The 15,426-nt window shown below is 56.1% G+C and carries 11 protein-coding genes and 1 tRNA gene; 7 read left to right on the forward strand and 5 right to left on the reverse strand.

Annotated elements, in window-relative coordinates; genetic code table 11:
- Nucleotides 1–68 precede the first annotated feature (68 nt).
- Nucleotides 69–2,435, reverse strand: a complete 2,367-nt coding sequence (locus tag RZA33_RS08910; RefSeq protein ID WP_416337857.1) for a TOTE conflict system archaeo-eukaryotic primase domain-containing protein — start codon at nt 2,433–2,435, stop codon at nt 69–71.
- An 87-nt stretch (nt 2,436–2,522) separates the two neighbouring features.
- A tRNA-Met gene (locus tag RZA33_RS08915) sits at nt 2,523–2,599 on the reverse strand.
- 270 nt (nt 2,600–2,869) lie between these two features.
- On the opposite strand from RZA33_RS08915, the gene phbB reads away from it, so the two are divergent.
- Nucleotides 2,870–3,616, forward strand: coding sequence for an acetoacetyl-CoA reductase (gene phbB / locus RZA33_RS08920; RefSeq protein WP_317507505.1), 747 nt, complete (start codon nt 2,870–2,872; stop codon nt 3,614–3,616).
- Nucleotides 3,617–3,716: 100 nt separating this feature from the next.
- Here the strand turns inward: phbB and RZA33_RS08925 are convergent, their stop codons facing one another.
- Nucleotides 3,717–6,533 (reverse strand): DUF349 domain-containing protein, encoded by a 2,817-nt coding sequence (locus tag RZA33_RS08925; RefSeq protein WP_317507506.1) that lies wholly within the window; start codon nt 6,531–6,533, stop codon nt 3,717–3,719.
- A gap of 227 nt (nt 6,534–6,760) precedes the next feature.
- Between RZA33_RS08925 and minC the strand changes: the two genes are divergently transcribed.
- From minC to sbcB, 4 genes are all read left to right on the forward strand, one after another.
- Complete coding sequence (minC, locus tag RZA33_RS08930) at nt 6,761–7,507, forward strand: septum site-determining protein MinC (protein ID WP_317507507.1); 747 nt, start codon at nt 6,761–6,763, stop codon at nt 7,505–7,507.
- A 157-nt stretch (nt 7,508–7,664) separates the two neighbouring features.
- Complete coding sequence (gene minD, locus RZA33_RS08935) at nt 7,665–8,483, forward strand: septum site-determining protein MinD (protein WP_317507508.1); 819 nt, start codon at nt 7,665–7,667, stop codon at nt 8,481–8,483.
- Nucleotides 8,480–8,731 carry a cell division topological specificity factor MinE gene (gene minE / locus RZA33_RS08940; protein ID WP_007111776.1) on the forward strand — a complete coding sequence of 84 codons (252 nt, stop codon included), beginning with the start codon at nt 8,480–8,482 and terminating at the stop codon, nt 8,729–8,731. Before minD ends, minE begins: the two co-directional genes overlap by 4 nt.
- A 111-nt stretch (nt 8,732–8,842) precedes the next feature.
- Nucleotides 8,843–10,336, forward strand: coding sequence for an exodeoxyribonuclease I (sbcB, locus tag RZA33_RS08945; RefSeq protein ID WP_317507509.1), 1,494 nt, complete (start codon nt 8,843–8,845; stop codon nt 10,334–10,336).
- A 23-nt stretch (nt 10,337–10,359) separates the two neighbouring features.
- On the opposite strand, the gene RZA33_RS08950 is transcribed toward sbcB, so the two are convergent.
- Nucleotides 10,360–13,233 carry an insulinase family protein gene (locus RZA33_RS08950; RefSeq protein WP_317507510.1) on the reverse strand — a complete coding sequence of 958 codons (2,874 nt, stop codon included), beginning with the start codon at nt 13,231–13,233 and terminating at the stop codon, nt 10,360–10,362.
- Nucleotides 13,234–13,920: an SOS response-associated peptidase gene (locus tag RZA33_RS08955; RefSeq protein WP_317507511.1), complete on the reverse strand. Its 687-nt coding sequence runs from the start codon at nt 13,918–13,920 to the stop codon at nt 13,234–13,236.
- A gap of 215 nt (nt 13,921–14,135) precedes the next feature.
- On the opposite strand from RZA33_RS08955, the gene RZA33_RS08960 reads away from it, so the two are divergent.
- Together RZA33_RS08960 and RZA33_RS08965 are read left to right on the forward strand one after the other, a co-directional pair.
- Nucleotides 14,136–14,750, forward strand: a complete 615-nt coding sequence (locus tag RZA33_RS08960) for a TetR/AcrR family transcriptional regulator (RefSeq protein ID WP_317507512.1) — start codon at nt 14,136–14,138, stop codon at nt 14,748–14,750.
- A gap of 53 nt (nt 14,751–14,803) precedes the next feature.
- Nucleotides 14,804–15,412 (forward strand): 1-acyl-sn-glycerol-3-phosphate acyltransferase, encoded by a 609-nt coding sequence (locus RZA33_RS08965; RefSeq protein ID WP_416337858.1) that lies wholly within the window; start codon nt 14,804–14,806, stop codon nt 15,410–15,412.
- Nucleotides 15,413–15,426 lie beyond the last annotated feature (14 nt).

The following is a 15,426-nucleotide window of genomic DNA, read 5'->3' on the forward strand; positions in this document are numbered from 1 at the left end:
TCAGCTAGACAAGTGAAGAAATTCTTGGCCTCAGTTCACTTGATGAGCTTTTAACGACTGACTGCCTCTCAAAGGCTAAAGCAATCTGGTTTGCCCCGAAGAGACAAACTGATACCCCATCGCTTTGTAGCCTTTCTCACGTTTTCGGAACATGCGTTCAAGCATGGGTAGTCCAGTATCAAGGTAGTCATAAACAGTGACTTCCTGTTTGCCCTCAACCGCTCGGTGGTCCTGCCGGCGTACTGTGACAGCGTTCCTTTCCAGGCGATGGGCAGTGCTAAAAACAGCGTGTCTAACCGAGGCAAGTCAAAACCTTCTCCGATGTATTTGCCGGTTGCAACGATAACCTGAGCCTTATGTAACTGCGCTTCCGCCGTCTGACGTTCCCTGACGCGCATCCCACCACGCAACACAACCGACGTTATGGATTCAGCATCCAGCAGTGTCGCCAAGGTCTCGGCATGTTCTCGTCGTTCCGTCAGCACAAGGCAATTTGCTTGGTTGTGCACACAGCTTGCAACATCCTGAACAATGGCCTGATTTCGGGCGCTGCTTTGGGCAAGCCAATGGTAAACCGATGCGATATGGGGCCGCTCACTAGGCTGGCAGATGTGGGTGGGGGGTGTTTCGTGATGCTCTCGAACAATGACGCGTTGGATAAATCGGTTACTGTGTTGCGCCTGGGCTTTGTGACGAATGGGCCCTGCAACCATCAACATGATTTTTTGGTGGCCATCCTGACGATCAGGCGTTGCTGTCAAACCAATGACGTATCGAGCGCTGACCTCATTAAGCAACATCTCGTAACGTGGCGCTGAGATATGATGGCATTCATCGATGATGACTTGCCCGTACTCCTTGACCAGCTTCGAGACCGTATTGTCTTTCTTATTGATCAAGCTTTGGTAAGTGGCAACGTCGACCTGCCCAGTAGGTTTCTTTTTACCGCCGCCAATTACACCGATGGGCGCACCCTCAAGGAAGGTGTCGAGTCGCTCCTTCCATTGATCAAGTAGCTGACGACTGTGCGTGAGGATCAGTGTGTTGACTTGTCGCCTGGTTATCACGCCAATAGCCGTTACGGTTTTACCGAAAGCGGTCGATGCATGAAGTATTCCGGTATCGTGTTGGACAAGTGCCTGCACCGCCTTGTCCTGGTCGCCACGCAGCGTTGCTTTTAGGCTGACTCTAGGTAAAAACTGGCCTGATATTCTACGGTCATCAATGTCCACCGTGATTCCCTGTTCCAGCAGCAGATCTTGAAGCTCATCCAAGCAGCCTCTGGGAATAGAAAGATAACCTTGCTCAATATGGACGCATGATATGTAGCGAGGGATGCCATGCGTCGAGAAACGAAGCGACTGTGTTTTGAAAAATACAGGATTAGCAAAGCTGGCCATTCGTTTTATTCGTGCCGCCAATGTTCCTGGAATGCCTGATAACTTCATATAAATGTGACTGGTCAGGATGAGCGTGATGCTTTCAGGACATCCAGAAAGCTTCCCTGTATCAACCGGTAACGTTGACTCCCACGGCAACACAGTATCTGCAGTCACACCGGAATTAGCCTCCTTGCCGATCAGCTCTTCAAGCTGAGCTGATGAAAGTGTCTGTTGCTGACTGAGCAGTGCCCATTGATCCGGGTATGGCGTAAAGTTGTCGTCGACGAAGACGGTGCATCCGCGACTTCGCGCCTCGTGTTGAAGCGGCAGGGCAATCAGATTGCCAAATCCACCATCAGGCATGGTGTCTTGGTTAGGAAATAGCCGGTCATAGGAGTCGAAGGATAAGCCTGGATGAAGCTCCATGGCCTTATCCGACAATTTGAATCCCAACGTCCTCGCTGACGAAGCTTGAACAGCTTCTGAAAAGAAAATCCATAGATGGGCACCCGCACCGGACCGAGAAATCTCCACAAGATAGGGTACGCCTTCACCACGACAGACCTGGGCTAGTGCACGAACATCCGCTTTCCAGTCCCCCTTATCAAAATCCGCCGCCAGCAAGTAACAAGAGCTATCCGGTAGTAAAGGGTAAAGGCCGGTCACATGTTTGCCAGACAGGTGGTCATAAACTGCATCAAAATCGAGGGGCTTGAAATTTTTGTGTCGACATTCTCCGCACTTAATCCGTGGTTTCTGACAGATGCCCGGCATCCACTCATTCGCACAAGCGACAGCATAGCCGGAACGGCCGCCGGAACTCTGCCAGCGAACCGCATAAACATCCTGCCTGCCTCGAAAGAGTTTTCGGTATACTTCGATTTTCTGGCCAGGGGTGAGTAGCGGTAAATCATGTCTGTTTGCAGAGCGATACAGCTCTTGCTTTCGAGAAAGGAGAGCAGCCTTTTCTTGCTCAAGCTCTGATAGTCTCAGCTCAATAGTGACGAGCTCTTGATCTGCGCGGATACCTACCTCGTGCCCATTAAAGCGAATGTGTCACATATACGTCACAGGAAGTTAGCCGACGAACAGAAATAAAAAAGGCAGATCAGTAAGTAACTGATCTGCCTTTCAAAATATTGGTAGCGGGGACCGGATTTGAACCGATGACCTTCGGGTTATGAGCCCGACGAGCTACCAGACTGCTCCACCCCGCATCAACTTGTTGCGTATTCTACAGAAGTCTTAGGTGAAGTCAAGAGGGGGATTAACACGTTCGGCTTATAGCGGATGTAAGCACCCTGCTGCAACATAGGCAAAGTACAGCTATGCTTTAGGTAGCGATAACAACAATTTTATGTTGGTGCATTGCTCAAACAATAATGCATCAGGGTAATACAGGCGCAACCGCGCTTATTCACAATGGCTTGTGGCGCAATGTGCGTGCTTTGAAACCCAAGCTATTTGTCATATCAGGGAGGTAGTCAATGGCCAATCAAGCCCCCGTCGCCTGGGTAACTGGTGGAACTGGTGGAATCGGTACGGCAATTTGTCGTTCGTTGGCAGATGCGGGATATCTGGTTGTCGCGGGTTACCGTAACCCCGATAAAGCCAAAACCTGGCTAGAAACCCAGCGAGCTGACGGTTACAACAATATCGAACTATCCGGTGTCGACCTTGCCGACCATAACGCCTGCCTAGAAGGAGCCAAAGAAATCCATGACAAGCATGGTCCTATCAGTGTACTGGTGAACTGTGCGGGCATTACCCGTGATGGCACCATGAAGAAAATGTCGTATGAGCAGTGGTACGAAGTGCTTGATACCAACCTCAACAGCGTTTTTAACACCTGCCGTAGCGTGATCGAGATGATGCTTGAGAATGGCTATGGGCGGATCATCAATATTTCTTCCATCAACGGACGTAAAGGCCAGTTTGGCCAAGTCAACTACGCCGCTGCGAAGGCAGGGATGCACGGCCTAACCATGTCGCTGGCGCAGGAAACAGCGACCAAGGGAATTACCGTTAATACCGTATCGCCCGGCTATATCGCCACCGACATGATTATGAATATTCCAGAAAAAGTGCGCGAGGCAATCCGGGAAACCATCCCAGTGAAGCGCTATGGCACCCCAGAGGAAATTGGTCGGCTGGTTTCCTTCTTAGCCGATAAGGAGTCCGGGTTTATCACTGGCGCTAACATTGATATCAACGGCGGCCAGTTTATGGGCTAACGGCGCCCACTGGCAAAGAGGCCTTCTCCCCTGCCCGGGGGAGAAGGCAAACGGGAGGCAATAAGCCTCCCGTTATCGTTAGTCAATTATCTCGCTCACGCTAAGGTGGCGGAACTCGCGCCAGCCGACTCAGTAGACTGTCCAATTCTTCGACTTCTGCGTGCCATAGCGCAGAAGGCATGGGCCCGAGTGCCAGTAATGCGGCCAGGATATCGGTCACATCTTGATCGGAACTGCGCGTTTGGTTAAAGCCTTCATTCAAACGCTCTACCTGAATCGCCAGACGCAAGGGTTCGTCGCTTTGGCGCACACTGCCCAGCGCCAGCATTGAGAGACGTACTCTGAGCCGGGCGAGTGAATCTGCAATGTTGGCATGATCAGCGGCTGATAGCGGCACGGCGACCGTATGGCGCTGCTGGTTGCGCGTGTAATGCGCTTCATTGAAGACGACCGGCAGCGGCGCGCTGAGTACCGCTTGTGCATCCACATCACTCGGGGCTCCCTCGTCTAGATAGTGTTGATCAGCCGCCAAGTGGGCATTGACCAGCGGCATGATGGCGTGCCATTGCTGCACGGTATCGGCAACCGCAAGGCGGTTTAAGCGCTCTCTTCGCGCGCGCACAATACCGCTCATGCGGCGCTGCATACCTTCGCTACGCCGGTTGCGGGGCAGTGGCTCTAGCTGATTGGCCTGCTCAATAAAGCGCTCCAGCGTTGCCGTCTCACTGGCGTCGTTAGGCTGCCAACTATCCATTTGGTCGATCAGCGTTTGCATCTCATCAAGCTGCTGTTGCTGGCGTGCGGCCTGCTCACTTTTATGTGCATCGCGTTGGGCAAACAGCTGGTCACATTCATGGCGAAAGGTTCTCCACAGCGTTTGTTCTTCGCCTTTAGGGGCCCTGCCTAGCGCCCGCCACTGCTTCTGCAACTGTTTCGTCAGCTGAATACGCTGGGCCAACGGTTGGCTATCATCGCTGCGCAACGCGGCCACTTGGCTGATCAACTCGCGTTTTTGTGCGGCGATAGTCTCGGCGCGTTGATCAATTAATGCCTGTAAGCGGTGACGAATAGTGCCGAATCGACGTCCAACGGCCTCTGCTCGCTCCTGGGGCACCGGGCTGTGGTAGCGCCACTGGTGGCGCGCTTTGTCGCGAATCTGCCGTAGAACGTCGGGGTCGGCGTCGTCAGCAGGCTGGTCCAGCAGGTTTTCAAGCTGCTCGCACAGCGCTTCACGGGCGTGTAGATTCGCCTCGCGCTGCTCGCTTAGGCGATCCCGCCAGGGGGCTAGACGTTCATGAATGCGGTCAGAGGCGCTGCGAAAACGAGCGGACTGTTCGCGGTTGGCTGCCGCGTCCCCCAGCAATTTCCACTCTTTGACCAGTTGGCGGTGGTGGCGGTCGAGTGCCGCCTCTTCCATATACTGATCATTGGCAAGCGCTTCGATGCTGGCACACAGCTGCTCACGTTTCGGCCCAGCGACAAAGCCGCGCCAATCGCGCAGCTCAGCAAGCCGTGCGGCTAACTGTTTTAAGCGCGCTTTGAGCGGTTGAGCAGCGGGGCTTTCGAGCGTTTCGATGCGGTGTTTAAGGCGCTGATGTAGGCGGCTGGCGCTTTTAAAGGCGCCGCGCTCTAACAACTGTTTAAAGGTGTCGAGCTCGGCCGCGTGGGCGTCCAGCGTGGCTTGATCTTCCACTGGCGGCGTTGCAGGGGCGTCGGCTTCACTAAGCACTGCTTGCGCGCGGGCCAGGAGACTAGGCGGGGTTAACTCTTGAGGCCACTGACATTGCGCAACCTGCGCTGCCAGGCTGGCGTGATCGCCATTCGCCAGGGCGGTTTCGACGGCGGGGCTGACGGCGCACCAGCGCTGCCAGGCCTCTAAACACTGGTCGTAGCGTTGCAGGGCGAGCGTATAACGCTGGCGCATGGCATCGCTTGGCGGGTGCATGTCGGAAAGCGCCTGCCAGCGTTGCCCCAGCAGGTGGCGCTGGGCGCGCAGGCTGTCAATATCCTGGGCGGTAATGGCTGCCATGTGACGCAGGCCATCGAGGGTTTCTTCGAGGCCTTCAAGCAGCTGTTCGCGGGTGTTGTCGGCTTCGTCGCGGCGCGCTAGGCTTTGCTGGCGAACCTGCTCTTGGGTTTCATGGTCGTGTAGCGTTTTGCGACATTTAAGTAGCGCTTGGTGGTAGCGTTGGTCCTGCTCAACGCTTGGCGGTTGCGTCAGTTGTTCCCATTGGCGCTGAAGATGGCGAAAACGTCCGCCGTAAAGTGGCTCCCAAGGCGCCCGAGCGTGTTGCTCAAGTTGCGTCAAGAGCGTTTCGCGCTTTTGCTGCTCTGCTTCCAGCCACTGCGCATCGCTGCGTAAACGATTGAGGCGTTCTCGCGCCAAGCGCACCACTTGGCGGTCGCGACGTGCCTCTTTCAAGAGCCGTTTAAGTCCTTCTTCGTCCTCAACACGCTCGGCGGCCTGGTGGCGAACGGCGGCGACGCCGTTGTGGCAGGCTTGGTGAATCAAATCGTTCTCATCCGTGAGCCGACTCAGTGCGATCAAGCGCAAATCGAGGTTGTCGCCCTGCAACGCCAACGCATTGAGTACGCGCGGGTCCTCAATACGCTCAACCAGCGCCTGACGCCGCGGCAAGTCGGTATCGCCTTCGCGCCCGCTTAGCCGCTGGCAAACCGCATTAAACCAGGCTTCATCTTGCTGGTGCTGCGGGTAAGCGTCGACCAAGCCTGCGCAGTTGTCCAGAGCAAGCAGCGCGGCAAGCTGAATCTGGCTATCGCTATCATGAGTGAGTGACTGCAGCGCCTGGCGCTGTTCGGTTTGTTGAGGGTCGAGTCGCTCAAGGGCCTGGCGGCGCACCGCTGGGTCGGGGTGTTGCCACCGAGGTGCGAACAGGCGTCTTAACAGTCCGTGCATGGATCATCCTGCTGTAGGAGGTGCATAGCGTGAAAAAAAATCAGTCTTCTAGTACTGGGCGGTTGCAGTCATCGCCGCTGTCGCTTAGCTTGATCTTACTATGCTGTGGTAAGCGGCGATTTTCTAGACCACACTATTGCTGTTTCTGAATGGTAGCGTTTTTAAAAGACGCAATGCGTAATAGTACGCTACCTTTATCTTACTTGAACATGACATGGAGTTCGGCCATGAGCCTTAACGTGGATAGTGCCGCAGTGGCCTTTACCTTCAAGGGCGGCATGCTGCCGATGACCGTCATGGAGCTCAATAGTGCTGACCCGGAGCAAATCCGGCAGCAGTTAGCTGGAAAGCTTTCCCAATCTCCAGCTTTCTTTCAGCATACACCGGTTGTGCTCAGCGTGGAAAAACTCGATGAACCCCACTTAGCCCTTGAGCGGATTTGTGCCGTGTGTCGTGACCATAAACTGTTGCCGGTGGCAGTACGCGGTGGCAGTGAACCTGTACGTCAGTCGGCTTGGGCGTTAGGGCTTGGCTGGTTTCCTCCGGTGGCGGAGGCGCGTTCACGAACGCTTGAAAGTGTTAACACGTCGCCGGTGCATGAAGTCACCCGTGAAGAGACGATGAGCGAAACACCAGCACCCGCGATAGCGACGCGGCTCTACCGTGGCACCGTGCGCTCGGGGCAGCAACTAAGCGCTGCTGACGGTGATTTGGTCGTGATTGGCGCGGTCAATGCCGGGGCGGAAGTGCTGGCGGCAGGCAGTATCCACGTTTATGGCGCGCTACGTGGCCGTGCATTGGCAGGTATTCATGGCAATACCCAGGCGGGTATTTATTGCCGTGAATTGGCTGCCGAGCTGCTGTCTGTGGCAGGTAATTATAAGCGCTCGGAAGATATTGATGCACAGCTTCGAGGCCAGCCTGCAGAAGTTCATTTTACCCAAGAGCAGCTGGAAATTAAGCCATTAGGGTAAGGTGTTTATATGAGGCGGCGTTGGTGCTTCATACCTAGCGACGCCGTAGGCGCTATCCGTTACAGTATCGCATGTTGATGACATTGACGTTCCCGTTATGCGCAGAGCGCCGACCGACCTGCGCTCGCGACGAACGACTTCAAGAAGGAAGTGACTTTTGGCCAAGATAATTGTTGTGACCTCTGGTAAAGGAGGGGTCGGTAAAACCACCAGTGCGGCGGCCATCTCAACCGGGCTTGCGCTTCGCGGTAAGAAAACCGTGGTGATCGATTTTGATGTGGGTCTGCGTAATCTCGATCTCATCATGGGCTGCGAGCGACGCGTTGTGTATGACCTAGTCAACGTGATTCAAGGCGAGGCGGTGCTTAACCAAGCGCTGATCCGTGATAAGCGCGTTGAGAATTTGTTTATTCTGCCAGCTTCCCAAACCCGCGATAAGGATGCCCTGACCCAAGAGGGCGTGGCGGAAATTCTGGAAAAGCTCAGAGAAGATTTTGATTACATTCTGTGTGATTCGCCCGCCGGTATCGAGCGCGGCGCGCAGTTGGCCATGTACTTCGCTGACGAGGCCATCGTGGTGACCAACCCTGAAGTATCGTCGGTGCGTGATTCTGACCGTATTTTAGGGCTGCTGGGCTCTAAAACTCGCCGCGCTGAGCAGGGTGAAGATCCTATTAAGGAGCACCTGCTAGTCACCCGCTACAACCCCGAGCGAGTGACCTCCGGTGATATGCTGACGCTGGATGATATTCGTGAAATTTTGGCGATTAATCTGCTGGGTTTGATTCCGGAATCGGAGGCCGTATTGCGCGCCTCTAATCAGGGCGTTCCGGTGACCCACGATATTTCCAGCGATGCGGGCCAAGCCTATAGCGACACCGTATCGCGTTTACTAGGTGAGGACATGCCGCTACGTTTCCACGAGCTGCAACGCAAAGGTCTGCTAAGCCGTATGTTCGGGGGAGGTCGTCGATGAAACTGCTGGAGTTCTTGAAGCGTGAGCGCAGGAAATCCGCCTCGGTAGCCAAAGAACGTTTGCAAATTATTGTTGCGCATCAGCGTAGCCAGCGCGGCCAGCCCGACTATATGCCGATGCTGGAGCGCGAACTGCTTGAGGTCATTCGCCGTTACGTGCACGTGGACGACGATGCTATTCAAATCTCCCTGGACAGCGAAGACAACTGTTCGGTGCTGGAGCTTAACGTTACGCTACCTAAGAGCTAACTCTCTTACCTAAGCCCCTTGCTTGCCTAAGTCCCAGAACTGAAGGCGGGGCGAAAGGGGCATTGGGTGTGCTAGGCTTGAGCTTTTCATTGCCCAGCGGAGTGTTTATTCATGGCGCCACCCAATGCTGCCCCTGCCAGTTTTCTATGGCATGACTATGAAACCTTCGGGGCGGACCCGCGACGCGATCGGCCCGCTCAGTTCGCCGCACTGCGCACCGATGCCGAGCTTAATGAGATCGGTGAGCCAATTGAGCTCTATTGCAAGCCCGCCGATGACTATCTGCCGCACCCGGCTGCCTGTTTGATCACCGGTATTACGCCCCAAAAAGCCCAGCGCCATGGTCTCCCCGAAGCTGAGTTCGCGGGCGAGATTCAGCGTTATATGAGTGAGCCGGGCACCTGCGTCGTGGGTTACAACAGCCTGCGCTTTGATGACGAAGTTTCCCGCCATTTGTTTTACCGCAATTTGCTCGATCCTTATGCTCGCGAGTGGCAAAACGGTAACTCCCGCTGGGATTTAATCGACGTTGTGCGGGCCTTTTATGCGCTTCGCCCGGCAGGGATTGAGTGGCCGCTGCGCGACGACGGCTCGCCCAGCTTCAAGCTTGAACACCTGACCGCAGCCAACGGTATCGCCCACGAGGGCGCTCACGATGCGGTCGCCGACGTGCGCGCCACCATCGCCTTGGCGCGCTTGCTCAAAGCGCGCAACCCTAAACTGTTCAATTATTTACTTGGCCTGCGCGGTAAACGCGCGGTGGCCAAGCAGCTTGACTTGCCTAATGCTAAACCGCTGCTGCATATCTCCCGCCGTTATCCGGCTAGCCGGGGCTGTAGTGCGTTAGTGATGCCGCTGGCCGAGCATCCGACAAATCCTAACGGGGTGATCGTTTACGATTTGAGCGTTGATCCTAGCGATATGCTCAGCATGTCGGCGGAGCAGATTCGTGAGCGCGTGTTTGTCAGTCAGCAGGATTTAGCCGAAGGCGATGCGCGTATTCCGCTAAAAGTCATCCATATTAATCGCTGCCCGGTGGTCTTTCCGGCCAGTGCTTTGAAAGACGTTGAAGGGCCACACCAGGGTGAGTATGGCACTATCGTCGCGCGCTTAGGCTTGGACGTAACCGCCTGCCGTCAGCACTGGAAAACCTTGCGCGATGCCAGCGGTGTCGCCGCTAAGGTGGCGGAGGTATTTAACGCTGGTTACGACGATGCGCCGCACGACCCTGATCTAATGCTCTATTCGGGCAGCTTCTTTTCCGCCGCCGACCGTCAGCAGATGGAGCGGGTGCGCGAGATGGAGCCGTGGGATCTGGTCGGGCAGCGCTTTGCCTTTCAAGACCCGCGCTTGGAAGAGATGCTCTTTCGCTATCGTGCGCGCAACTACCCTGAAACCCTGGAAGGCGAAGAGCGTGAACAGTGGGAAGCGTTTCGCTGGGCGCGGATTAACGATCCGGCCTTGGCGGGCTTTACGCTAAAGGCGTTTGCGCGGGAAATTGCCCAGTACAATCAGCAAACGCTGACTGACCGGGAGCGCCAGATTCTGGAAGAGTTGGTGATGTTTGTGGAAGCCATGATGCCGGCCCAGGCGTTTGATGCCTGAGCCGGCCCCCGTTTAAATCATGATCAAGGGGTGTCTGACGCTTCGCGCACTTTGGGCAGGGGCGAGCGAGCTTCTCGGTAATCGCTGATATCGCTGGGTTCATCGTCTGGATTAAAGCGGATATCCAGGGTGCGCTCGCGCAGCGCTGGCCATAGCGCCTGAACATCCTCAAGGCTAACGTTTAACGCCAGCTCGGCCAGTTGGTCGCGCCGGTCAAAACGCACGTCTTCCAACGCGGTGGCTTGCCAGTAGCGGTTGGCCATGCCCGCAAGGCTGGTATCGCGTTCGCTTAACTGGTCATGCACCGCCTGACGGTAAGATGCCAAGTCTTCGTCGTTAAGTTGTTCAAGACGCTGGTTAGCCTCGTCCAGAAACGCATTTATCCGCTCGGCAATGGTGCCGCTGTCTACGTCGGGCGATTGGACCATGAGGGCAATGCCAGGCGCTTCAAGCAGCGGCGAGTAGCTTGCGTTAACGATGTAGCCAAGCTGCTGCTCGGTGCGCAGCTGTTGATAGAACGGCGTCTCCAGCCATCTGGCAATGACCATGGTCGTGGCCTGTTCCTGCGGCGTTTGATCGCGCCCTTGCAGGTAGCGCAGTACCAGCGACTCTTCCCGCGTGCTGTGGGGGTGAAGGACAGTAGGCTCTTGACTAGCGGCGAGTGGGGTTAGATTGGCAATATCATCGCGGGTTAGCCGCGGCTTTAGCTCGCCACGCATCAACTGTACCTGCTCGCGGGCAAGCGCCTCGTCAAGATTGCCGACGGCCATGGCGTCGACATACAGAGCGTCTAGGAAGCGCTGGCGGAAGTCTTCCAGGTGGCCGCGGTCAAAGCGGTCACTGGCAGCGAGTAGCTCTGCGGTAGACCACTGCGGGGTCAATAAGGCTTCGCCTAACGTACGGCTGGCTTGGCCGTAAAGTGACGATTGGGGGGCGTTGCGCCATTCGCGCTGCAGCTGGTAACGCACGCGCTCAAAGGCGTTGTCGGTGATCTCGGCACTTTTTAACTGCTCAAGGGCTTGTTCAATCAGCGGGGTTTGGCCATCCCGCCAGCCTGAGAATGATAATGTTATGCCCCGGGCGTGCGGGTAGGCGCTAAAGGAATGGCCCGCTAGCCATGCGGGGTAGAGCGATTCGCTGAGGCTGTCGTTGAGCCAGCTGGCGAGCAGTCGGGTAAGCACTGCCTCTTCAGTGGAGTAGCTGGCGGTTGGGTTTTGTAGGCTGACACGCCACTCAACTTTGGGGGTGTCGAAGCGGGCATCCTGCATATGCCAGGCGCTAAACGAGGGTGTATCGACCAGCAAGCTAGGCTGCTCGTCCTGACCTTCTAGCAGCGTCAAATCGCTGGCAATAAAAGGGTTAGGGCCAGGAAGCGACAAACCGCTCACGGCCTGGCCCGGCTGGTCGGGCGTTTGTTGTTGCCACTGGGTATTGAACCACGGTGTCACGTTGTCGCCTTCGACATCCGGCGCAGAGTAAACGCGCAGCATGTTGTCTGGCGTTAAGGCATCCAGGTAGGTCTGCTGGCGCTCTGCGTTGGGGCCGTCCATACGATAAGGCGCGTACTGCACGTCTTTCACTGGGTAGCGCGCTAGGTTCATGGCCAGACGTGTTGCCTCCTGCTGCGGGGCGCCGTGCTGCTGAAAGCGGAAGGCTTGCTCATTGAGCTTTGCTTGCTCTTCGTAGCGCCAAGCGGCGAGGCCCTCGTTGCGCAGTTGCTCAATGGCGGCGAACAGGGTGGCTTCAATATCCTCCAGGCGTTCGGCGCCTGCGGGTGTCAGGCTGATAGAGACAGTGAACAACGCCTCGTTACCATCGCTTCGGCCAACACCGGCGGAAAGACCATCCGCTAGGCCCGCCTCGCGCAGCACTGCTAGTAGGCTGCCATCACCTTCATGGCCCAGTAAATGAGCGATAAGCTGGGCCGGTTTGGTGCGGTATTCGTTGATGGGGTCCGGCACAGGGAAGTAGAAGCGCAGCTGGTGACGATCCTGCAGCGAATGGCGCTCGATATAAACGGGCAGGGTGTCGTCTTCCACCAGCGGGGCGTCGATGGTGGGGGCGCTTAAATCGTTGTCGGGAATCTCGGCAAAGCGTTCGGCGACCCATTTTTCAAGCTGATCCAGCGATTGTGGCGCCACAATCGCCAAGTTCATCACGTTGGCATCGTAATGTTGATGATAGAACTCGATGATCCGCTCGCGCAGGTTCGCTTGACCTTCCGGTGGGCTGGCTAGGGTCTCACGGCTGCCCACGGCAAAGCCGGTAGTGGGATTTTCGGGATTAAAAAACTGGTTAAGGACATCGTTTTCCCGCCGCGACTCATCACGGATACGCGCCATGTACTCCGAGTGAACGATATTGCGTTCGCTTTCCAGGTGGTCGGCGTTAAACAACGGGGAGAGAAAAAATTCGCTGAAACGGTCAAGCGCGCCCGGCAGTGCTGATGGCTCAATATCAAAGAAGTAATTGGTATCCTGCTGAGCGGTAAAGGCATTGTGAGAGCCTGCGTTATTGGAAATATAACGCTGGTAAGCATCTGGCTCGGGGTAGGGTTCGGTCCCTAGAAACAGCATATGCTCTAAAAAGTGCGCTAACCCCTGAAGATCATCGGGATCTTGGGCGCTGCCGACGCTTACATTCATTGACGCCGCCGCTTTGTCCGCCTCTGGGTCGCTGACGAGTAGCACGTCAAGGCCGTTTTCAAGCGTCAGAACGCGGTAGTCGCGGCTGTCATAAGGGCTAGTGATGGGAGTGACAGCGTCAGCCACCGTGTCGGCAACGGCGTCATCGTTAGCGGCTAACGCAAGTGGCGCCATGGCGCTGCTGGCAATAACACTCAGCAGCGCGTACGGGGGGAGGTAGCGCCAGCGTTTCAAGCAAGTGGGTCGTAACATTTACGGCTCCTGAGACACAGCCCAGCGCAACATCGACCCAGTAGGGTGGGCACAGGTCGACGACTGATAGGCAGGATTATTAACATGCTTAGATACCGGAAAAGCGCCCAACAGTTCCAAAGGCGCGGGCGATAATAGCGAATTAAGCGTTTGGGGGTCAGTATCCGGGTTGAGCCACGCGCTCAGCGCATGGTCGGGAATAACGACCGGTAAGCGATCGGTTAACGGTGATAGCAGCAGATTGGCGGGCACGGTGATCAGTGCGGCGGAATCGGTGAACGCCGTTAACGTGGTGTGGTAGCGGCACCATAGTGCCCCGAGCAGCAGTGGTGCGCGGGATGCCTGGACGACTAAATAGGGTTGTTTACTACGCGGCTGAGTTTTCCAGACATAGAATCCGCTGACCGGAATCACGCAGCGGCGGGCGTTAAAGGCGTCGCGAAACATCGGCCGTGATTCAAGAGTTTCAGCCCGGGCGCAGTGCGGCGCGTGATCCAGCACTTCAAGCCAGGGTGGCGTCAGACCCCAGAAAAGCGATGATAGCCGATACTGCCCCTGTTCAAGGCGAATCGCCGAGATGGGACGCCGTGGCGATAGGTTGGGTGACTCCACCAGAGGTTCGGCATTGGTGAGCGTGGGTAACAAACGGGTCAGCGGTAGATTTTGCACATGCAATCGCCCCGTCATACCTATCTCCTATTAATTAGAATCTTCTTGGCAATTAAACAAAATCGTCGAGGAAGTGACCCGGGATAGCCGGGGATGTCGCGCAATAAAGCACGAAATGGTGTGTTTTAGTGTCGAAAACAGTGTTCGATGTAAGGTATCCTATCGTATCCCTTGCTTCCACTAAAGTGGCGAGAGGCCCTCCTTTTTGTTTGCCGTTGACCTAAGAGATCGCCATGGCCCGTCCTAGACAGCATGCGCCCGATGCCCTTCATGCGCAGGTCATGCACGCTTGTGATGAGTGGTTGGCTGAGCAGCCAGTCCATGGACTGTCACTGCGTGCCCTGGCCAGAGACGTCGGCTGCGCCCCCAGCACGCTGCTTAAGCTATATGGCAGCTTTAATAACTTATTGCAGCACGTCAACGTTGAAACCTTGGCGCGCTTACAGCATACCATCACCAGCCTGCCCGACGATGATCCTGAGCCTTGGCTGCGCTCGCTGGCGCATGCTTACTGGCTTTTCGCCGAGCAGGACTGCTACCGCTGGCAACTGTTGTTTGATTACCCGCTGGCCCAAGAGGGTGAGCTTGATCAGCGCCAGAGCGATTTGATTGAAGCGCTGTTTACTCAAGTGGAGGCGTCGATTAAGGCTTATCAGCCTGCGCTGGATGATCTCGAAGCGCGCCGTTTGGGGCGTACCCTGTGGGGCAGTGTGCACGGGCTGGTTCAGCTCGGGCTGAATGAGCGTTTAGGCTACTGGCAAGGCCAGCAATTGAAGGTCGATGAGCTATTGGATCAGTTGATGAGTACTATTCTGGCAGGCTTGCGTCATCATGAGGCCGGGTCGTGAGCGGGTGGATCAACGTGGCACGTCGAGTGTTGCGTGGGCTGATTTTCATCTCAATGCGGCTGTGTTATCGGCTGCAGGTAAGCGGCCGGGAGCACATTCCCCGGCAGGGAGCGGCGCTGGTAGTCTGCAACCACGTCAGTTTTATGGATGCCCTGATACTCGGCGGTGCTAGCCCCAGGCCGCTGCGCTTTGTCATGGACCAGCCGATTTTTGATTCGCCATGGCTTAAGTGGTGGTTTCAATTGGTTGGCGCGATTCCCATTGAGTCCGAGCGACGCAGTCCGGGCGCTTTACGGCGCGCCTTAGATGACGTTAGCGCTGCGCTGCGCGATGGCGAGGTGGTCATGGTGTTTCCCGAGGGAAGGCTAACGCCAGATGGCGAGATACATGCCTTCCGGCGTGGTTTGGAGGCAATTCTGGCTCGGGACGATGTGCCGGTGATTCCGGTCGGGTTGGCGGGTCTATGGGGCTCATGGACTTCCCATTATGGCGGCAAAGCATTTAAGAAGTACCCAAAGCGTTTTCGGGCGCCGGTGAGCTTACGCTTTGGGCCACCGCTCAACCGTCTGGAAGCCGATGATATGTCGCTACGACGGTTTCTTGAAGCACGGGTCCGAGCGTTAAAAGCGGCGGCTGATCAAGATCTTCCCCGTCGCCGTTAATTCGCTTACGACTG

This window comes from Halovibrio sp. HP20-59 (assembly GCF_033052795.2).
In the GTDB taxonomy this organism is placed as follows: Bacteria; Pseudomonadota; Gammaproteobacteria; order Pseudomonadales; family Halomonadaceae; genus Vreelandella.

Excerpts from the sequence above, each read along its gene's own strand:
- phbB (WP_317507505.1), top strand. The coding sequence starts at position 2,870 with ATGGCCAATCAAGCCCCCGTCGCCTGGGTAACTGGTGGAACTGGTGGA.
- RZA33_RS08925 (WP_317507506.1), bottom strand. The coding sequence starts at position 6,533 with ATGCACGGACTGTTAAGACGCCTGTTCGCACCTCGGTGGCAACACCCC.
- minC (WP_317507507.1), top strand. The coding sequence starts at position 6,761 with ATGAGCCTTAACGTGGATAGTGCCGCAGTGGCCTTTACCTTCAAGGGC.
- minE (WP_007111776.1), top strand. The coding sequence starts at position 8,480 with ATGAAACTGCTGGAGTTCTTGAAGCGTGAGCGCAGGAAATCCGCCTCG.
- sbcB (WP_317507509.1), top strand. The coding sequence starts at position 8,843 with ATGGCGCCACCCAATGCTGCCCCTGCCAGTTTTCTATGGCATGACTAT.
- RZA33_RS08950 (WP_317507510.1), bottom strand. The coding sequence starts at position 13,233 with ATGTTACGACCCACTTGCTTGAAACGCTGGCGCTACCTCCCCCCGTAC.
- RZA33_RS08955 (WP_317507511.1), bottom strand. The coding sequence starts at position 13,920 with ATGACGGGGCGATTGCATGTGCAAAATCTACCGCTGACCCGTTTGTTA.
- RZA33_RS08960 (WP_317507512.1), top strand. The coding sequence starts at position 14,136 with ATGGCCCGTCCTAGACAGCATGCGCCCGATGCCCTTCATGCGCAGGTC.
- RZA33_RS08965 (WP_416337858.1), top strand. The coding sequence starts at position 14,804 with ATGCGGCTGTGTTATCGGCTGCAGGTAAGCGGCCGGGAGCACATTCCC.